Genomic DNA, 20,213 nt, shown 5'->3' on the forward strand with positions numbered 1-20,213 from the left:
CTTAGCTTATGCTGTTTTTACGTCGGTGTTGAAATAAGATTTACCTGATTTGGCCATTTCGCGTAATCCATCAGTTACCTGATAAATTTCACCTAAATGCGCATACTTATCAGCCATGGCAATAAAGTTAGTTAAACCTAACGTTTCTAAATAACGAATTGCACCACCTCTAAACGGTGGAAAACCAATACCGTAAATTAAGCCCATATCAGCTTCAGCGGCAGTATCAACAACACCTTCTTCTAAACAACGCACCACTTCATTGACCATAGGGATCATTAAGCGAGCAATAATGTCTTCACTACTAAATTCTTTTTTGTCTGCACAGGTACTTTCAAACAATGCGTAAGCATCAGCTGAAGCTACTTTTGTTGGACGACCACGCTTGTCTTGACCGTAATCATAAAAGCCTTTGCCATTTTTCTGACCAAGACGTTTATTACTGTATAGAGTGCTTACTGGGTCATTATCAATTTTTGCCATACGCGTTGGGAAGCCAGATGACATAACACCCGTACAATGATCAGCGGTATCAACACCCACCACATCAAGTAAGTATGCTGGGCCCATTGGCCAACCAAATTGTTTTTCCATGATTTTATCAACAGCAGCAAAATCAACACCTTCAAGCATTAATTGGCTAAAGCCAGCAAAGTATGGGAATAAAACACGGTTAATATAAAAGCCAGGACAATCGTTAACAACAATCGGTGATTTACCCATTTTAGCCGCGTAAGCAACAACAGCCGCAACGGTTTCTTCAGAAGTTGCTTTACCACGAATAACTTCAACCAATGGCATTTTGTTTACCGGGTTAAAGAAATGCATACCACAGAAGTTTTCTGGACGTTTTACACTTTGCGCTAACAAATCGATAGAAATCGTTGAGGTGTTAGAGGTTAAAATGGCATCTTCAGAAAGAAAGCTTTCTACTTCAGCAAGGACCATACCTTTTACTTTAGGGTTTTCGACTACCGCTTCAACCACGATATCAACATCTTTAACACTATCGTAGCTAAGGGTTGGTGTGATGTTATTTAACACGCCAGCCATAGTCTTAATATTCATACGACCGCGTTCAACTTGCTTGGTTAAAATGCCAGCAGCAGTATTTAAGCCTAAATCAAGTGCTGCATCATTAATGTCTTTCATAATGATTGGCGTGCCTTTATAAGCAGACTGATAAGCAATACCACCGCCCATAATACCCGCGCCTAACACAGCGGCTTTATTCACTTGTTTAGTCGCCATTTTAGCGGCTTTTTTTGCTTTGCCTTTAACGACTTGATCTGCCATAAACAAACCAATTTGCGCCGTAGCCGCATCAGTTTTAGCAAGCTTAGCAAAGTTTGTATTCTCAATAAGCATGGCTTCTGTTCTACCGAGTAAAGCAGCAGCTTCGATAGTTTTTACCATCATCATAGGTGCAGGGTAATGTTTACCGGCTTTAGCGGCAATCATACCTTTACAGGTATTAAAGGTCATAATTGATTCAACAGGGCTAAGCTTTAACGCTTCAAGTTTCTGTTGACGTTTAGCTTGCCAATTTAACTTACCAGACATTGCTTGTTTAAGCATGTTAATAGCGGCTTCGCGTAAATGCTCTGGCGCAACGACCGCGTCAAGTAAACCAACAGCCATTGCTTGTTCAGGCTTAAACGCTTTACCCGTAGACATCCACTCAACAGCATTATCAGCGCCAATAATTCTTGGTAAGCGCACTGTGCCACCGAAACCAGGAATCAGGCCTAATTTAACTTCAGGTAAACCTATCGAACATGTTGTATCAGCAATACGGTAGTCACAAGCTAAGCTCATTTCACAACCGCCACCTAAAGCAAAACCATTAAGTGCAACAATTGTTGGTAGCTTAATGTCTTCAAATGAATCAAAAACGTCTGAGCCGCCTTTTATCCAAGGGATAAGTTCCGCTTCAGGAAGTTTGAACATTGTTAAAAATTCAGTGATGTCTGCACCAACAATAAAGTTAGATTTTCCAGACGTTACAAGTACGCCTTTAGCATCTGCACAATTGTTAATAGCAGCAACCACTTCGATATATTCTTTAAAAGTTTGCTGATCAAACTTATTCACTGAGCCTTGTGCATCGAATTTAAATTCAACAATGCCGTCATTCAGTAATTCGGCAGAAAGGTTTTGACCTTGAAATAACATGCCTAGTTTCCTCGTTTAGTGGGATAAAAATAGGGTCTGAACTCAATTAAATGATAATTTAACTGATCAGTTTTTATAATAATAGACGATTGAGTGTGCCTTGAAAGAAAAATAAATGCAAATTTTTTAAACAGGTGTTTTAATTAGGTGTATTAATCTATGGTTTTTTAACTAAGACAGAAAGAATGGCTCGCGGTATAAGCTGATTAATAGGGCCTAAAAGACGATAGACACAAGAGACTAAACTTAATCCTAAAAGCCCGTGCTAGATAAATAAATCGATAAAATAAATTTAACATTCGCCGCTTAGCACTATCGACTAAAAAGCGGCGATAATCTTCAGATAAAAATAAAGAGCAAAGCGTCATCAAATACTAATGACGCTTTAAGCTATAATAACGGGGGAATAGGTTATCTTAACTAGTCACTTTGTAAGGCATCAATAGGGTCAAGTTTGGACGCTTTAATGGCTGGATAAACACCAAAGGTTAAACCGACTAAAGCACAAATACTAAAAGACAAAATAATGGCACTTGTTGACCATGACACCGCCCATTCAGAATAAAGTGCAATAAGCTCTGAGAGCATAATCCCAAAAAACACCCCCAAGATGCCACCCATAATTGAAATAGTAAAACTCTCAGCAATAAACTGTAAGCGAATATCTTTTTGTGTTGCACCAACCGCACGCAACAAGCCAATTTCTTTGGTGCGCTCTAATACAGTAGCAAGCATTATATTCATAATACCAATTCCGCCCACTAATAAAGAAATACCGGCAACACATGACATGACAATATTAAATATTTGCTGTGTTTGTTTTTGCTGGGCCAATAATGCGGCAGGAATAACTAAGTTATAATCATCGACTTCATTATGACGACGATTAAGCAAGTGACTCACGGCTTGCGCTGCACTAATAGGATCAACACTCTCATCAAGCTTAAGTTTAATACTGGTGACTTCACTCGCTAGCTTTTTACTAGCAAATTTATGTATTGCGGTTTTTAATGGAATAAAGACCTGACGTTGGTCACCACCGAGCTTTATGCCTTGAAACTCTTGTTTCTTTAAAAATGGCGCTTGTAATACGCCAACCACCTTAAACCACAGATGATTAATTTTAATATTTTGACCGATGGCATTGCCTTTTGGAAAGAGCTGTTTGGCGGTTGATGAACCCAGCAGTGCCACCTGAGAAAAGTTTTTATCGTCACTGTCGTTGAGTAAACGCCCTTGTGCTACATGGAATTTAGACAATGCAAAAAAGCTAGCACTCACCCCTGTTGCTTCACCATCACTTTTCCCTTCACCACTGAAAATACTGTAAGTATCGATAAGTTTTTGCGCGCTAAAGGCAGTAACAAAAGGTAATGAACGCGCACTAATCTCACCGTCTCTGATACTTAAACCCGGAGAGTGTTTACGTTGTTCTTGTAGTTCTTTTTCTTCAAAAACTTTCCCTTCAATGATTAAATTATGTAAGCCCATCGAGTCGATCATTTTCATCGCTTCAGCTTCTGCACCTTCACCAATATTAAGCATCGCGATAACCGCACCAACGCCAAAAATCATGCCGAGTAAAGTTAACAACGTGCGTAACTTATGTTGAGCAAGCTCGGAAAAAGTATCCAAAAAAATCGCTAAATATTTCATTAACTATGCTCCTTGTCGGTTAATGCTATTTTCTGACCTACTTTAAGCCCTGATAAAACTTCAACATGGCTTAAACTCGCCTGCCCCAAGGTAACGGGTAATGAAGTGTAGTCGCCATTTTTATACAAGTAGACAAACGTCTGCTTTGCTTCGACAAAAACACTTTGCAACGGAATAATAATTTTTTGGCGGGTGGCGATAATTTCAATATTAGCTTCTAACTTTCTTCCGGGTACAAATAGCTCACTATTTTGCTCGGCTAAAATAACAATAACTTCAAAATATTTTTGTGGATCACCACGCTTTATCGAGGTAGGAAACGGGGCAACTGTCTCAACTTTTCCTTTAAACGGTTTATCCGCATAAGCATTTAAAAAGAAGATTACCGATTTATCTACGGCTAAATTTACCGCCTCACTTTCTAAAACGAATAACTTAACTTTCATGTTACTGATATCAGGTAACTCGGCAATTTTTTGCCCCGGCCATAATGACTGGCCTTCACGTGGTTTTTCTCCACGCCAATTAGCTTTATAAGCAAGTAAGCCATCGTGCGGTGCTTTAACTTCAAGTTTTGCTAGGCCTTCACTTAACTGTTTTAATTTACTTTTGCTTTGCGCTTGCTTCATTTCCAGCAAGCCCATATCTCCCGCTGAACTGCTACTGAAACTATCATTTTTCCAATAAAGATATTCTTCTTTAGACCCTAAGTACTGGGTGTTTTGTAATGAATCAAGGATGTCTAATTTCGAACGTATTTGATCATCATTGATTGAAAAATTTTCTGCAAAATTTTTCTCTTGACCTACCACGCCAATATCTTTGTTAATTGAGTTAAGTGCTTGAGTAAGCATGCCAGTTTTTTCAATAATTTCTTGTTCGGTGATCGACAATTCACTTTGTCTATCTTTACTTTGAATTTCCATCGCTTCACCGTCAAAGCGGGCAATAACATCACCTTTTTTAACGTGTGAAAATTCTGGTGCTAACCATGAAATGTTTTGTGGTCCTTGTCGACTCATTGGCGCATTTATTACCGTGGCTTTTGCTGCAAACAGTTCGCCTTTTGCCGGGACATTAACGATAAAGTCTTGTTTGGTCACCTCATATAACAAAGGAGCGTTTTCTTGCCCAGAACAAGCGGTTATTGCAATAGATAATAAACTAACGATAAAAGATTTTTTCATTATTGATTGTTGTGAATATTTCATAAAGCCACTATATCTCCTTGTGATAGGCCACTTTTAATGACCACTTTATCTCCGACTATATGAGCAACCTCAATGGTTTCTTCATGATCCGAAAAAAGACCGGTGATTCGAACACTCCCTTGGCCATTTTCTAACTTAACCGCCTGCGATGGCAAAGTTAACGCGTTATCAATCATGGCGGTAACAACCTCAATACGCGCCGTCATGCCTGGACGTATCACCGTATCTTTAGGTTGTTCAAAAGCAATGATTGCATCGAAAACACGGCGTTTATCTTGTGATGACTTATCACGAAAAACACGTCCTAGTTCAACAATACTACCTTGTAAAACAATTTCTTGAGTACCATCAATCATAATTTTAACTTTTTGATTAAGTTTGATTTTACCACTGTCAGGTTCAGCAATTTGTGCTTTTAATTGCATCTGTTCAATAACAGCAAGTTCAACAACCGGTTGGCCAAATTGAATACTCTCACCCACCGCTGGTTTTTCTCCTTGCCAATTAGCTCGGTAGATAACCATACCATCAATCGGTGCTTTAACTTTCAAACGCTCAATGTCACTTTTAAAATCATTTACCTCTGCGGTTAAACGGTTTACTTTTCCTTTAGCTAACTTTAAATTAAGTGCTTTATTGTTTTTATGAAAAGTCAGTCGCTCTTTCGCAAGAAACAAATCATTTTCGGCAATAGTAAAATCAATCACAGACTTTTTACGATCATTTTCAGCGCGACTGTTATCAATAATATCGGCTTTACGCTCCGCTTTTTCATATTCCATTTGCTTTTCAGCAATACTGAGAATAAGTTCTTGCTCTGATTCTTCTTCCTTAATTTTCTTATTTTCTAATTCTTTTTGCGCCCGGTCTAAGTCAGCTTGTTTATCAACCAACCTATCCACCACCTTTTTACTGTCAAAGGCGACGATCACTTCGCCTTTTTTTACACGGGTATTCTCCGGTGTTAGCTGCTTAATTTGATACTGCCACATACCAGAAACTGACGGTGGTGCTATCATTGCCGTTTGTTTTGACTCTAATTCTCCACTCGCGGTAACAATTAGACGCACTTGTTCTAACTTCACGGTTTCGCTAGGTGCTTTTTCACAAGCACAAAGCAATACTAACAACATGATTGCAAAATATTTATTCACTTGGGCTTACTCCTGTAAATTCTAATTGAGCGCTCATGCCCGGTAATAACGTTAAGGCTTCATCAAGCGTAAAAGAAAACACAGCGCGATAATAAACATCGTTGCCCCATTCTTTACGTTCTTCGGGTTGGCTCGATATTTCGGTTAATGTAGCCACAAGGTTATATTGTGGAAAAGCATCTAGCTTAAAATCGACAACGCTATCCACACGCATATTTTTATAGTCAACTTCATGCACCCAAGCTTCAATATATAAGCCATTTACCGAAGGAATTTTTGCAATTTCCCAAGAAGGTTGCGCCGTCATACCGACAAATACTTTTTCACCACTCCAAGGATGGATCCCATAAAGTACCGGACCACTTCGCTCAGCATAGCCACTCATCTGCTTGAGTTTGTATTCATTGTATTGTAATTTATCCTGATGCTTTACAATCGTAATTTTTTGCTTAGTCACGGCAACCTGATTAGCGACCTTGACTTGCTTTAAATTTTCGAGTGATTTCGCATTAGCAACAACCGATTTTTCAAGCTGAAGTTGGTTTTTCTGATAATCATATTCACTTAAATGAACAACAGCAATACCGGCATCAATTCGTGCTTTATCAAGCAATAAAGCCGTTCTCTTTTGTCCGTAAGTCGCTTCTAAAAGTGATTGCTTAGCGCTACTAGTCAAACGAAATAACTCTTCATTCGCGGCGATCAAGCTTACTTTTTCTTGTTCTATTTGACTTTGAATTGAGCCACTGTCAAAGACGACAACTAGATCGCCTTCTTCAGCTATATCACCTTCTGGTAGCAACCATTGCACTTGAACATTCCAACTATCTGTTTTAGGTGAGTAAAACGTTTGATTGTCGCTGGCTTTAATTTGACCGGATAAAATCAAGGGAGTTTGACCTTCGGCTAAGGAGAAGCCGCTAACAGCAAGTATAGCGATTGATAATATTAGTTTTTGATACATAATCGGTCCTCAATGATATTACCGTCTTTCATGCGGATCATTCTGTCAGCATACGCAGCAATATCTTCTTCGTGAGTCACCATAACAATAGTTTGTCCTTGATTATGTAACTCACAGAGTAAATCCATAATTTCATAAGAGGTTTTAGAATCTAAGTTACCGGTCGGTTCATCTGCAAAAATCACTTCTGGACGATTTACTAGCGCCCGAGCAATAGCAACACGTTGACGTTGCCCACCAGACATTTCAAAGGGTTTATGGTGCCAACGTGAAGATAAACCTACTTTATCAAGCATTTCCATACCACGTTTTTTGGCGTCTTCTTGATCGGCATTACTGTAACGTAGTGGTAAAATAACATTATCAAGGGCAGTTAAACGAGGTAGTAAATGAAAGGTTTGAAAGATAAAACCTATTTTACGATTGCGGATCTTAGAAAGGCTTTCGTCATCAATATTTTTTATTGACTCACCAGATAATAAGTATTCACCAGAAGTCGGTGTATCGAGACAACCTAAGATACTCATTAAGGTTGATTTTCCTGAGCCCGAAGTGCCCATTATCGCAACGAATTCATTGTTTTCAATGGTTAAAGAAACATTATTTAAGGCTATGACTTGAGTTTCACCTTCACCATAAATTCGACTGATGTTATCGATTTTGATCACTTATTACGCTCCATAAAAATTAATCCCTGTTGATGCCATTACTTTTATCTAACAAATAAAGGTAAAATAGCCCGCGTAACAATATATAGCTTTAAATTTTAATCACATACTGCTGAACTGTAATAATTTGTTTCAATTAAGACTGCATTTACAGCCTCAAATATTGGAAAATAATGTCAATTAAAGAACGCTTCAACAAACCAGAGAATTTATTGCTCGCCATGGCATTTATTATGCCGCTAATATTTAGCGTTTGGATGGTTTTACTCAATAATTTTGTTATAGAAAAAGCCAGTTTTACCGGTAAAGAAATTGGCATTTTACAAAGTCTCCGTGAAATACCTGGATTTCTAGCCTTTACCGTTATTTATGTACTACTGTTTATTAAAGAACAAAAATTAGCCATTATTTCATTAGCCGTTACCGCTATTGGGGTAATAATGACCGGATTTTTTCCTTCTGTTTTAGGTTTGTATCTCACCACTGTTATCATGTCTATTGGCTTTCATTATTTTGAAACCGTGAACCAATCGTTAACCATGCAATGGATTGATAAAGATAAAACAGCCCATTTTTTAGGACGTCTATTATCGGTAAAATCAGCGGCATCACTACTCGCTTTTAGCAGTATTTGGTTGATGATGGAAAAGTTCTCGTGGTCTTATCAAAGTACTTATGCCTTATTTGGTGCACTCGGCCTAGTACTCACTATTTGTTTGGCACTTTCTTTTAAAGAGTTTCCCGTTAAGGTCGAACAAGAAAAAAGCCTTATACTACGTAAACGTTATTGGTTGTTCTACGCTTTGACTTTCTTTAGTGGTGCGCGCCGCCAAATATTTACCGTATTCGCGGGTTTTTTAATGGTAGAAAAATTTGGTTATAGCGTTGCTGATATCAGTGCATTATTCTTAATAAACTATGTTTTTAATTGGTTATTCGCAGCAAAAATAGGTAAATTGATTGGCATTATTGGTGAACGTCGGGTGCTTAAATTTGAATATATCGGTTTAATTACTATTTTTATTGCCTATGGCTTTGTCGAAAACTCGACGATCGCAGCAAGCTTATATGTGATAGATCATTTATTTTTTGCTTTAGCTATTGCGATTAAAACCTACTTTCAAAAAATAGCCAAGCCTGAAGATTTAGCATCAAGTGCTGGCGTTAGTTTTTCAATTAATCATATTGCCGCTGTGGTTATTCCGGCGTTGCTTGGTTTAGTGTGGATTTATAACCCGTCATGGGTCTTTTATATTGGTGCTGGCTTTGCTTGTTGTTCTTTGATTTTATCGCACTTTATTCCATGCCATCCAAGGGAAGGCGTCGAGTTTAGATACCAAGAAACATCTTAACTATATTAGCCAATAAAAAAGCCGAGACATTATATCTCGGCTTTAATTTATTCAAGCTAGCAACAATCAGTATTTATTACTTATTGTTACGTAAGAAGGTTAAAAACTCATCAGCAGGCATAGGTTTAGCATAAAAGAAACCTTGTACTTCGTCACACCCTTGAGCGATTAAATGCGCTTGTTGTTCTTCCTCTTCGATACCTTCAGCAATAACTTTTAAGTTCATTTGCTTACCGAGGTTAATAATCGTATCTGCAATCAATGACTGCCCTGGCTCTGCAATACCCGTAATAAATGAACGGTCGACCTTTAAACGGTCAAGCGGTAGTTGTTGTAAATAGCTCATTGATGAATAGCCCGTACCAAAGTCATCAAGCGCGATGCTAATACCTTCAGCTTTCAACTTAACTAATGCATCAATAACAACTTGTGGCTCATCCATTAAAATATTTTCAGTGATCTCTAATTCGAGCTTACTTGGTTTAACATCATGATTAATCGTCGCTTGAATAATGCTGTCAACGAAGTTATCACGTTTAAATTGCGGAATAGAAACATTAACAGAAATACCAACATGATCGAATTTCTGTTGCTCTAATACCTTTATTTGTTTACAGGCTTGGTTAATAACCCAATCACCAATTTCTACAATCAACCCTGAATATTCTGCTAGAGGAATAAACACAGCCGGTGAAATAAATTTTCCTTCGGCGGTTCGCCAGCGTAATAATGCTTCAGCGCCAATAACCTTGCCGGTAATTAAGCTAAGCTGAGGCTGATACCAAAGCTCTAAACGATTATCTGCAAAATCAGTACGTAATTGCCTGATCATACCTAAACGCCAAAGTGTTTCATCTTCCATTTCTTTTTTGTAATAAACAAAATTTTCGTGATTACTTTTCTTGGCTAAATTCAAGGCGATATTTATTTGATTAAGAACCTTTACCCCTTGCGAACCGGCACTACTTTTTGAGCACAGCCCAAAACATGCCGTGACAGGTAATAGTTGTTCTCCCGCGGTAAACGAACGATGAAATAATGACATTAATTTATCAGGGTTTACACTTTCAGCCGGACCAATAACACCAAAAACATCGGCACCCATTCGAGCAAGCTGACAATGTTTTCCTAATTCTTTCATGCGCTCTGTAACAGCGAGCAACAGCTTATTACCTAAATCTTGTCCTAAGCCATCATTAATATCACTAAAGTGATTTATATCTATTAAAGCGGCAACAAGATTGGGTTCTTCTGATTGACTAAATTTGTCGAGTAAATTAACAAACTCTAAACGATTTGGCAGCTCAGTCAGCCAATCACGATAGGCAGCATTACGTAGTTTTTGAAAAAGGTGAACATTTTCATAACCGATGGCAACATTGGCTAAAAACACTTCAATTAACTGTATTTGAATATCAGTTAATTCTTGCTCAACTTCAAGATAAATAACCGCGCGATAACCACCGCTTGCTAAATACAATACCGCAAAGTCACTACCATAATTATTTTGTTTTTGAGTGAAACAGCTACTCATGCGATCTTGTGCTGAATCTCTGTCGAAGCAGGAAATTTTTTGATTAATCAGTTCGGCGTCATGACCGATTTGACCTAAGATATGTAAGCTTAAATCGTCAGAACCCTCAATAATACCTTGCCCACGCGCACAAAAAACACTGCAATGACTCTTACTCAACTTAATTAATTGCGACAACACACCTTCTGCATATTCATGAATACTGTGCAGTTCAAGTAAGTCAGCAGTAGCACTAATTATTTTTTCGAGGCCCAAGCGGTTTTGATTAACCGAATGAATTTGTTGATATGAACGAATAGCGGCATAAACGGTAGTCACTAACTTGCGACGAGTTAACTCTGTTTTGGTTTTATAGTCATTGATATCATAATCTTTGATAACACTTTCTTCAGGAGCATAGCCTGGTTGACCGGTTCTCAAAACAATACGTATATCTTGACGAGATAAAGTTTCTCGAATATGTTTTACAACATTTAAGCCCGCATCATCCGTTTCCATAACAACATCGAGTAATACCAAAACGATGTCCTCGTGCTCTTCAATAAGCAGACATGCGTCACGCCCAGAGTAAGCATGTATATACTCTAGATTTTTACCTAAGACGACGAGATCTGAGAGTGCTAACTGAGTAACAGAGTGAATTTCGGGATCGTCATCAACAATAAGAACCTTCCACGTTTCAGCACTGCCATCATTTAGAATTTCATCTTCATCACTATCATCAATAAATAAAAAGTCGTCATTATTATTTTCAGAAGCCTGCATATCGTCCTCATTTAACCAGAAAAATACTACTGATTAAGGTTTTTTTTCACATCAAATTTTATTATGAATCATATTTCCAATAAACTACATAATAAGAGTCAGTTAAATAATATTCAACCTAGAATTACAATTATATTCATAATTTCAATTGCTTCCTTAATTTATGTTAAGTTTAGATGAATAAAGAGAATATTGCTGATTTTAATTTTCCAGCGTATGCTTAGAAAAAATAGTAATGAAAATAATATATTAGTTACGGTAATTTTTATGAAAGACATCAACGAACCCTCAACTGCACCGCTGGTTATTGCTGAGGAACCGGTTAACACTGAAGTAATAAAAACAACAGAATCTACGGCTAAAAATAGCGGCAATAAAAAAAATGCCGGTGTTTCTTCCCAAATGCAACTGCTTGCCTTGGCTAAAAACTTTGTACTTGATGGTGGCTTAATTTCTTCAGAAAAACAGATGCCATTAGAAGAAAGAACCCAAAAAAGAGCACGGATTGCCGCATTACGAAAACAAGAGAATCTTGAAGCTATTATAAAAAAGTCAGTAAATTACTGTTCTGCTACCGAGTTTACCCATAAAGCAGATGCTGATTGGTTTAGTACCTTTACCGAACTCGCCGAAGATGTCAGTAATACCACCATGCAAAATTTGTGGGCAAAAATACTAGCAGGGGAAATATCACAACCCGGTTCATTTTCCACTAAAACCCTCAAGGTTTTTCGTGCCATGAGTATCACGGAAGCGAAATTGTTAGCAAAGGCCTGTAGTTTAGCGGTGACAGAACAAACAAAAAGAAATATACGTATTATTTCAGGAGCCTATCAGACACCTGGCTTACTAAACTTTTTTAATAAAAATAGAGAACAGAATATACCCTTCAACCAATTTTCATTGAGCTATGCTGATTTATTAATTCTAGCTGATAATCATCTGGTCTTTATTCAAGAGACAGAGTCTAGCCCAATGAACAAGTCAGAGTCGTTCCATTTTAACTTTAACGGTAAGCCATTAACGCTTACCGCAAAAAAATCATCTTGTGTACTGAAGTTTTATAAATTTACGCCAATAGGCAGCGAGCTAGCACGTCTGATCAGCGATAATATTGATGATGTTTATTTACAGCATTTAAAAAGTGCATTAAGCGAAAATTTTTCAATTATAGAGGGATAAGGATAAGAATTGGTGGTTTGAGAGCCACCAATGTAGATACTGATACAAGCCCCTCTGACTGCTACAGCCCCGTCATCCTGCTATAAGCAACGTCATATAACTGCCAACCCCGTCATCCTGCTACCACCCCCGTCATCCTGAACTTGTTTCAGGATCTGTACTTCCTCCCCAAATACAGATACTGAAACAAGTTCAGCATGACGACAAGAGTTCACATCAAGCCCTGTCACTATCGACCAGATCGTGTCACTAAACTTCAAGATCCCAATAAAGATACAAGCCTATTCATACTGCTACCAGCAATGCCATCCTGCTATAAGCCTTCATTCTGCTATACCTCCCGTCATCCTGAACTTGTTTCAGGATCTGTACTTCCCCCCAAAAAATACAGATACTGAAACAAGTTCAGCATGACGACAAGAGTGGGCATCAAGCCCTACCACTATCGACCTGATCGCGTTACTAAACTTCAAGGTCCCAATACAGATACAAGCCTATTCATACTGCTACCAGCAACGCCATCCTGCTAAAAGCCTTCATTCTGCTATACCTCCCGTCATCCTGAACTTGTTTCAGGATCTGTACTTCCCCCCCAAAAAAAATACAGATACTGAAACAAGTTCAGCATGACGACAAGAGTGGGCATCAAGCCCTACCACTATCGACTAGATCGTGTCACTAAACTTCAAGCTCTCAATAAAGATGCAAGCCTCTTCATACTGCTACCAGCAATGTTATCCTGCTATAAGCCTTCATTCTGCTATAAACCCGTCATCCTGAACTTGTTTCAGGATCTGTACTTACCCCCAAAATACAGATACTGAAACAAGTTCAGCATGACGACAAGAGTGCACATCAAGCCCTGTCACTATCGACCTGATCGCATTACTAAACTTCAAGATCCCAATACAGATACTGAAATGCAGTTTTTTTCCCGACAAAAAGTACCCAACATAAAAAAGGACAAGCATCTAAGATGTTTGTCCTTAATAGTAAACGTTAAGTTGGGCGTTATTTAAATACCGTCACCGTCAGTATGTAGACCACATTCTCTGGCCATGCCAGAAAAGCGGGTATCACTTTCATTCATACCTAACGTTAATGGCCGTGTACTGTGTGTGTCGCCAACCGATACATAGCCTTGGTCCCATAGAGGATGATAGGGCAAGTTATGCTTAGTTAGGTATTCATGTACATCCTTATTACTCCAATCAATAATAGGATGTACTTTAAAACGACCGCGTAAAATACTGACTACAGACAAGCCTTCACGATGTTCTGATTGCTGACGACGCACGCCAGAAAACCATGTTGCTGCATTGAGCTCATGTAAACCACGTTCTAACGGCTCAACTTTATTACGGCGATTATAAGCTTTGAGTGATGTTTCATCTTTTGCCCATTCTTCGCCATATTTTGCTTGTTGCCATGCCGCACTTTCTGTCGCGCTATAAACGTGTAAATTCAATTTCAAACGTTCGTTGAGCTGTTCAATAAACTGATAAGTTTCAGGAAACAAGTGCCCAGTGTCGGTAACAATCACCGGGATATTCGCATCGACTTGCGTCAACATATGCAACATAACCGCAGATTGAATGCCAAAGCTAGAAGACAAAACGAACTGCGATGGTAAATTTTCCATCGACCATTCAACTCGTTCAGTCGCGGTTTGCTGCTCTAATAGCTCGTTCCACTGGTTAAGCCAAGGCTTAGGTAAGGACGCAGGAAAACGGTTATTAATCGGTGCTTTTGCCGCAGCGATATCAGCACTATTAATAATAGGTTTAGTCATGAAAATCTCGCTTACTATTTTTCACTTCTGCGATAATGCCGGTACGAATAGTAAAATCACCAAACGCTTCATTGCTGTTTCTTTCCGATGACCAGCGAGCCACTAGCATATCCATTTCATCAAGAATATCTTGTTCGCTTAAGTTTTCTTTATACATTTTAGGTACTCGCGTTCCTGCCAAGTTGCCGCCTAAATGCATATTGTATTTACCTGGACCTTTACCCACTAAACCAATTTCTGCCAACATCGCACGACCACAGCCATTTGGACAACCAGTCACACGTAAAATAATACTTTCATCACTCATATCATGTTTGGCTAAAATGCCTTCTACGTCGGTAACAAAACCCGGTAAATAGCGTTCTGCTTCAGCCATAGCTAATGGACAGGTAGGAAATGCTACACAAGCCATAGAATCTTTACGTTGCTTTGAAACCGTGTCGTTCATTAAGCCATATTCACGGGCAATTTTTTCAATTTGTGCTTTATCTTCAGTTGCTACACCCGCGACAATTAAGTTTTGGTTAGCAGTCATACGAAAATCACCTTTGTGTATTTTCGCTAATTCAGCAACACCTGACTTAAGGGGTTTACCTGGGCTATCTAATAAGCGACCATTTTCAATAAATAAGGCTAAATGGTGCTTACCGTCAAAACCTTCAACCCAACCAATACGATCGCCACGTTCAGTGAACTCGTATGGACGAGAGGTTTCAAAAGTAATACCGGCACGTTTCTCAACTTCCGATTTAAAGGTTTCTACACCCACTCGGTCAAGTGTGTACTTAGTTTTAGCATTTTTACGATTAACTCGGTTTCCCCAGTCGCGTTGTGTTGTTACAACAGCGGTCGCAACATCTAAGGTATGTGCTAAAGACACATAGCCAAAATCGTCAGCCTTGCGAGGATACGTTGACTTATCGCCATGAGTCATCGCTAAACCACCACCAACAAGTACGTTAAAACCAACTAATTTTCCATCTTTAGCAATAGCGATAAAGTTGAGATCATTAGCGTGAACGTCAATATCATTTTGTGGCGGAATAACAACAGTCGTTTTAAATTTTCGTGGTAAGTAGTTACTGCCTAAAATAGGCTCTTGTGTCTCTTTACCTTCAGGGCCTTCAAGCTTTTCGCCATCTAGCCAGATCTCTGCATAAGCACGTGTTTTAGGCAGTAAATGTTCACTAATTTTAATAGCCCATTCATAAGCTTCTTGATGAAGTTCTGATTCAATAGGGTTAGAAGTACACAAAACATTACGGTTAACATCGCCAGCAGTCGCAATTGAGTCGATACCAATACTATTTAATGTTTGGTGCATTAATTTAATATTGGGCTTTAACACGCCATGAAATTGAAATGTTTGACGTGTTGTTAAGCGAATACTGCCATATGAAGTGCTCTCTTGAGCAAATTTGTCAATAGCCAACCACTGCTCTGGTTTAATGATACCGCCAGGCATACGAGCTCGTAACATAACATTATGCAAAGGTTCTAATTTTTGTTTACTACGCTCAGTTCTAATATCACGGTCATCTTGCTGATACATACCATGAGTTCTGATAATATGATAATTATCTGCAGTGAAACCACCGGTGACTTGGTCTTTTAAGTCATCAACAATTGTCCCTCGTAAAAAATTACTATCTGCTTTTAAGCGTTCGTTATCAGCCTGTTTACCTTCTACAATTAACGGTCCGGGACCTGTTAATACGATTTCTTTATTTGTTGTAGTCATTAGTAAACATCCTTTTGGAAACGCTTGGCGTTACGCAATTCTTTTAAATAATCTTGTGCTTGTTCTGTACTCAACTTGCCATGCTCAGCAATAATATCCACCAAGGCAAGCTCAACATCTTTTGCCATACGGCTCATGTCACCACAAATATATAAATGTGCGCCACGTTCTAACCAAGCAAAAATCTCACTGGCTTTTTCACGTAAACGGTCTTGCACATATATTTTTGCCGCTTGATCACGAGAAAAGGCTAAATCAAGGTGCGTTAACAAGCCTGATTTTAAATAGCCTTGCCATTCCACTTGGTATAAAAAATCTTGAGTGAAGGTTTGATCACCAAAAAACAGCCAGTTATCACCACTTGCTTCGCTTGCTTCACGTTCTTGCATAAAGGCTCTAAAAGGAGCAATACCAGTACCTGGGCCAATCATGATCACAGGCGTATCGCCATTTTCAGGTAAGCGAAAGTTATCGTTGTGTTCAATGAAAACCTTAACTGTGCCGCCTTCTGCTAAGCGTTTACCTAAAAAGCTTGAGGCACCGCCACTTCTTAACTGATCATTTTCGCTGTATTCAACTAAGCCCACCGTTAAGTGTACTTCTTCTTCAACCTCAGCTTGGCTCGAGGCTATAGAATATAAACGTGGAGTAATTTTTCTAAGCGCATCAACAAAGTCTTGTGCTGTTACTTTCGCCGGAGCTGCTTTAACTACATCAATAATTTGATGGTTACCCGCATATTCACGCGCAGCATTTTTATCTTCACTCAAGGTAAGCAAAGCTTTATCTTGTGATTTATCCGCCCAAAAGCTAATAAAATTAGGCGCTGTTTGAGTAATTTCTAATGTTGAAATTAATGCTTGTTCCAGTGATAAACGTTCACCGCCAACATCAATATTTTCATTACCTGACAAACCAAGTATTGCAATAAGTTCGGCGACTAACTCGGTGTCATTTTCAAACCACACACCTAAAGCGTCTCCGGCTTGATAGGTGATACCTGAATCGGCTAAATCGATTTCAATATGACGAACATCTTTTGCTGAATCACGACCGGTGATCTTTTGGCTTAAACTTAACTCAGCAGCATAAGGCGCCTGTTTAGTATATTCGCTAGACGCGCCAAGTGTTGGCATTACCACAACATTATGGCTATCAATCTCATTACCCAACAAGGCTTTTACATCTTTAACAATAGTCTCTGACCATGCTTTTACTTCAGCTTCGTAATCAACGTCACAGTCAACGCGTGCGGTAATCTGTTTTGCACCAAGCTTACTTAAGTAATCATCAAAGTCTTTGCCCGTTTGACAAAAGAACTCATAGCTAGTGTCGCCCAAGGCTAAAACGCTATAGCGTAAATCATCGAGCTTTGGCGCTTTTTTCGAGCCTAAGTATTCATGTAAAGCAATCGCATCATCGGGTGCTTCACCTTCGCCATTAGTACTGGCGACAATTAATAGGTGAGTCAGATTTTTAATGCTTTTTGGCTTAAAGTCACTCATGCTTTTTAAGTCGACGGTAAGACCTTCTGCTTGTGCTTGTGCGGCTAACGCTTTAGCAACACCTTTAGCATTTCCGGTTTGAGAACCAAATAAAATGGTTAATACAGGCGCAGGAGCTGCAACAGCTGAAGCTGTAGGGCTAACGCTTAACGATGCTCCTTCAGATTTAGCCGCTAAGTAACCACTTGCCCATGCAAGCTGCAACTGAGAGTAACTGCCAATAGCGTTTTGTAATGATGAAAGTTGGTCAGCATCTAGCATAGTTTTTTGTAAGTTCTGTTGGTTTGGCAACATAATGTCAATTCGCCCATTTAAATTTAGTAAAATAATAATAGACTGACTTTGCATATAATAAAAAGAATAGAAAAGGCTTTTTTATTCCAAAATAGAATAAGTCAGTTCTTTGAACCTTTACCCACACTCTTATCTAAATTTTAAGACATTCTTTTTCTTGAAATTTAGATAAGGGGCGACCACACTTAATTCAAGCTAAAAGAATAGATAAAATGATGGAAAAAGTAGACGCAATAATTATTGGCGCTGGTGTTGTGGGTTTAGCCATTGCGGCAAGACTTAGCAATAAGCTCAATAACGTGCTCATTATTGATAAAAATGCTGGCTTTGGTGAAGAAACCAGTAGTCGTAATAGTGAAGTTATTCATGCCGGCATTTATTATCCTCAGCACAGTTTAAAGGCTAAGCTATGCGTGCAAGGAAAAGAGAAGCTTTATCAATATTGTAAAGATCGAGGCATTCCTCATCAACGCCTAGGAAAATTACTGGTTGCCCACGGCGAGGAAGAAGAGCAATGTTTAGCGAAAACCATAAAACAAGCAGCACTTAATGATGTTAATGATCTCGTCTGGTTAACGGCAGACGAGCTTAACAAGTCAAATCCAGCATTACATGCCACCGCTGCCTTACTTTCCCCTTCAACAGGCATTATTGATAGTCATCGTTATATGCAGGCTTTACTGGCAGAAATTGAGCATAATAATGGTCAGTTTGTTGGAAAAACCACCTTTATAAAGGCAGATAACAATAATGATGGCTTTGTTGTTACTTTAAACAGTCAAGATGAAATAATGCAGCTGCATTGTGATTATTTAATTAATTCAGGGGGATTACACAGTAATAAAGTTGCCGAAAATATTAGTGATTTAAAAAAGTCACATATTCCAACGCTTTATTATTGTCGAGGCCATTATTTTTCATACCAAGGGAGAAGTCCTTTTACACAACTCATTTATCCCTTACCTGAAGCGCATGGTTTAGGTATTCACGCCTCATTAGATATTGGCGGACAATTAAAATTTGGTCCCGACACACAGTACATAGATGATATTGATTATGAAGTCTCTCCGCTTCTAAAAGCTAAATTTGTTGCCGCGATTCAACGCTATTACCCTTCATTAGATAGCGAAAGATTACAGCCTGCTTATTCGGGTATTCGTCCGAAATTAGAAGGTCCGAATGATGGTTTTAAAGATTTTGTCATTCAAAGTGAAAAAGTGCATGGCTTGAAAGGATTAGTGAATCTGTTTGGTATTGACTCACCCGGCTTAACTTCTAGTTTAGCTATAGCTGAATATGTCGACGAAAGGCTAGCCATATAATGCTTATATATTTGAAAGTGAGTAAGGTATTTATGGTGGGTGAAAAATGATTGTTTATATTTTGATTTTCTAAAATGTATTAAAAAGCCAATTGCTTACACAATTGGCTCCTTTAACACTAAAGTAATAATATTACTGAGTGATTTCTTCTGGTTCAGCTGATTTTTGAATGTCTAATAATTCAATTTCAAACTGTAATACTGAGTTACCAGGAATACGTGGCGGGTTGCCATTTTTTCCGTAAGCTAAATCAGATGGAATAGTAAAAGTGTACTTTGAGCCCACTGACATTAACTGTACGCCTTCTGTCCAACCGCTAATAACACGATTTAAAGGGAATACTGCTGGTTCATTGCGTTCATATGAACTATCAAAAGTTTCACCGTTTAAGAAAGTACCTTTATAGTGAACCGTTACTGTATCAGTAGCGCTAGGTTTATCACCTTCACCTTCAGTTACAACAAGGTATTGAATACCTGATTCAGTAACTTGTACACCTTCTTTCTTAGCATTTTCTTCTAAGAATTTCATGCCTTCAGCAATTGCCGCTTCAGATTCAGCGTCTGCTGCTGCTAGTTGCTTTGCTTTCATTTGTTCATCAAGGCTCATTAATAGTGCTTGGATCTCTTCTTTCTCAATGATTGATTTGCCAGCAAGACTGTCCATGAAACCACGAGTAATTAATGCTTGGTCAAGTGGAACACCCAACTTCTCATGTTGATCAAGATTCTTTTGCATGTACATGCCAATTGAAGCACCTAAACTGTAAGCTTGTTTTTGCATTTCAGTTTCTAAAACAGGCGCTGTTTCGGTTGGTTTTACACTTTCTTGACAGCCAAACACTGACACAAGTGCAATAGCTAACATAGTTGGCTTAAATAATTTCATTTTTTCTCCG

General features: G+C 38.6%; 14 protein-coding genes. 3 read left to right on the forward strand and 11 right to left on the reverse strand.

The genetic code is table 11. From position 1 onward, the window contains the following. Positions 1-6: 6 nt before the first annotated feature. The 6 genes from fadB to H4J56_RS06300 form a co-directional block, all read right to left on the reverse strand. The gene (gene fadB / locus H4J56_RS06275; RefSeq protein WP_182214679.1) at positions 7-2,175 is read right to left on the reverse strand and encodes a fatty acid oxidation complex subunit alpha FadB; all 2,169 of its coding nucleotides are present in this window, start codon (positions 2,173-2,175) and stop codon (positions 7-9) included. A 420-nt stretch (positions 2,176-2,595) separates the two neighbouring features. After that, complete coding sequence (locus H4J56_RS06280) at positions 2,596-3,831, reverse strand: ABC transporter permease (RefSeq protein WP_182214680.1); 1,236 nt, start codon at positions 3,829-3,831, stop codon at positions 2,596-2,598. After that, positions 3,831-5,042, reverse strand: a complete 1,212-nt coding sequence (locus H4J56_RS06285) for an efflux RND transporter periplasmic adaptor subunit (protein WP_182214682.1) — start codon at positions 5,040-5,042, stop codon at positions 3,831-3,833. Before H4J56_RS06285 ends, H4J56_RS06280 begins: the two co-directional genes overlap by 1 nt. After that, positions 5,039-6,196, reverse strand: coding sequence for an HlyD family efflux transporter periplasmic adaptor subunit (locus tag H4J56_RS06290; protein ID WP_182214684.1), 1,158 nt, complete (start codon positions 6,194-6,196; stop codon positions 5,039-5,041). The genes H4J56_RS06285 and H4J56_RS06290 overlap by 4 nt, the downstream gene beginning before the upstream one ends. After that, positions 6,189-7,160 carry an HlyD family secretion protein gene (locus H4J56_RS06295; RefSeq protein WP_182229924.1) on the reverse strand — a complete coding sequence of 324 codons (972 nt, stop codon included), beginning with the start codon at positions 7,158-7,160 and terminating at the stop codon, positions 6,189-6,191. Before H4J56_RS06295 ends, H4J56_RS06290 begins: the two co-directional genes overlap by 8 nt. Beyond that, positions 7,145-7,828 carry an ABC transporter ATP-binding protein gene (locus H4J56_RS06300; RefSeq protein ID WP_182214687.1) on the reverse strand — a complete coding sequence of 228 codons (684 nt, stop codon included), beginning with the start codon at positions 7,826-7,828 and terminating at the stop codon, positions 7,145-7,147. The genes H4J56_RS06295 and H4J56_RS06300 overlap by 16 nt, the downstream gene beginning before the upstream one ends. A 173-nt stretch (positions 7,829-8,001) precedes the next feature. Here H4J56_RS06300 and H4J56_RS06305 point away from each other — a divergent pair, with 173 nt between their 5' ends. Beyond that, complete coding sequence (locus tag H4J56_RS06305; RefSeq protein ID WP_182259028.1) at positions 8,002-9,180, forward strand: MFS transporter; 1,179 nt, start codon at positions 8,002-8,004, stop codon at positions 9,178-9,180. A 76-nt stretch (positions 9,181-9,256) separates the two neighbouring features. Here H4J56_RS06305 and H4J56_RS06310 read toward each other — a convergent pair whose 3' ends face one another. Next, positions 9,257-11,479: an EAL domain-containing protein gene (locus tag H4J56_RS06310; RefSeq protein WP_182243103.1), complete on the reverse strand. Its 2,223-nt coding sequence runs from the start codon at positions 11,477-11,479 to the stop codon at positions 9,257-9,259. A gap of 267 nt (positions 11,480-11,746) precedes the next feature. On the opposite strand from H4J56_RS06310, the gene H4J56_RS06315 reads away from it, so the two are divergent. After that, positions 11,747-12,661, forward strand: a complete 915-nt coding sequence (locus H4J56_RS06315) for a TIGR03899 family protein (protein ID WP_182214692.1) — start codon at positions 11,747-11,749, stop codon at positions 12,659-12,661. Between the two features lie 1,015 nt (positions 12,662-13,676). Here H4J56_RS06315 and H4J56_RS06320 read toward each other — a convergent pair. The 3 genes from H4J56_RS06320 to H4J56_RS06330 are packed head-to-tail and all read right to left on the reverse strand — an operon-like array spanning position 13,677 to position 17,993. Further along, on the reverse strand, positions 13,677-14,453 hold the full coding sequence (locus H4J56_RS06320) for a phosphoadenylyl-sulfate reductase (protein WP_157470904.1): 777 nt from the start codon (positions 14,451-14,453) through the stop codon (positions 13,677-13,679). Further along, positions 14,446-16,194, reverse strand: coding sequence for an assimilatory sulfite reductase (NADPH) hemoprotein subunit (cysI, locus tag H4J56_RS06325; protein ID WP_220465204.1), 1,749 nt, complete (start codon positions 16,192-16,194; stop codon positions 14,446-14,448). The genes H4J56_RS06320 and cysI overlap by 8 nt, the downstream gene beginning before the upstream one ends. After that, on the reverse strand, positions 16,194-17,993 hold the full coding sequence (locus H4J56_RS06330) for an assimilatory sulfite reductase (NADPH) flavoprotein subunit (RefSeq protein ID WP_182229922.1): 1,800 nt from the start codon (positions 17,991-17,993) through the stop codon (positions 16,194-16,196). The genes cysI and H4J56_RS06330 overlap by 1 nt, the downstream gene beginning before the upstream one ends. 212 nt (positions 17,994-18,205) lie before the next feature. Here H4J56_RS06330 and H4J56_RS06335 point away from each other — a divergent pair, with 212 nt between their 5' ends. Further along, positions 18,206-19,315, forward strand: coding sequence for an NAD(P)/FAD-dependent oxidoreductase (locus tag H4J56_RS06335; protein ID WP_310733829.1), 1,110 nt, complete (start codon positions 18,206-18,208; stop codon positions 19,313-19,315). Positions 19,316-19,447: 132 nt separating this feature from the next. Here H4J56_RS06335 and fkpA read toward each other — a convergent pair whose 3' ends face one another. Further along, positions 19,448-20,203 carry an FKBP-type peptidyl-prolyl cis-trans isomerase gene (gene fkpA, locus H4J56_RS06340; RefSeq protein ID WP_070374931.1) on the reverse strand — a complete coding sequence of 252 codons (756 nt, stop codon included), beginning with the start codon at positions 20,201-20,203 and terminating at the stop codon, positions 19,448-19,450. Positions 20,204-20,213: the final 10 nt, after the last annotated feature.

Source organism: Colwellia sp. BRX8-4 (genome assembly GCF_014077345.1).
Classification (GTDB): domain Bacteria; phylum Pseudomonadota; class Gammaproteobacteria; order Enterobacterales; family Alteromonadaceae; genus Colwellia_A.

What these genes read in the sequence shown, in the direction of transcription:
- H4J56_RS06310 (WP_182243103.1), bottom strand. Translation starts at nt 11,479, where the DNA reads ATGCAGGCTTCTGAAAATAATAATGACGACTTTTTATTTATTGATGAT.
- H4J56_RS06285 (WP_182214682.1), bottom strand. Translation starts at nt 5,042, where the DNA reads ATGAAATATTCACAACAATCAATAATGAAAAAATCTTTTATCGTTAGT.
- fkpA (WP_070374931.1), bottom strand. Translation starts at nt 20,203, where the DNA reads ATGAAATTATTTAAGCCAACTATGTTAGCTATTGCACTTGTGTCAGTG.
- H4J56_RS06280 (WP_182214680.1), bottom strand. Translation starts at nt 3,831, where the DNA reads ATGAAATATTTAGCGATTTTTTTGGATACTTTTTCCGAGCTTGCTCAA.
- H4J56_RS06330 (WP_182229922.1), bottom strand. Translation starts at nt 17,993, where the DNA reads ATGTTGCCAAACCAACAGAACTTACAAAAAACTATGCTAGATGCTGAC.
- H4J56_RS06315 (WP_182214692.1), top strand. Translation starts at nt 11,747, where the DNA reads ATGAAAGACATCAACGAACCCTCAACTGCACCGCTGGTTATTGCTGAG.
- H4J56_RS06305 (WP_182259028.1), top strand. Translation starts at nt 8,002, where the DNA reads ATGTCAATTAAAGAACGCTTCAACAAACCAGAGAATTTATTGCTCGCC.
- fadB (WP_182214679.1), bottom strand. Translation starts at nt 2,175, where the DNA reads ATGTTATTTCAAGGTCAAAACCTTTCTGCCGAATTACTGAATGACGGC.
- H4J56_RS06335 (WP_310733829.1), top strand. Translation starts at nt 18,206, where the DNA reads ATGATGGAAAAAGTAGACGCAATAATTATTGGCGCTGGTGTTGTGGGT.
- H4J56_RS06320 (WP_157470904.1), bottom strand. Translation starts at nt 14,453, where the DNA reads ATGACTAAACCTATTATTAATAGTGCTGATATCGCTGCGGCAAAAGCA.
- cysI (WP_220465204.1), bottom strand. Translation starts at nt 16,194, where the DNA reads ATGACTACAACAAATAAAGAAATCGTATTAACAGGTCCCGGACCGTTA.
- H4J56_RS06295 (WP_182229924.1), bottom strand. Translation starts at nt 7,160, where the DNA reads ATGTATCAAAAACTAATATTATCAATCGCTATACTTGCTGTTAGCGGC.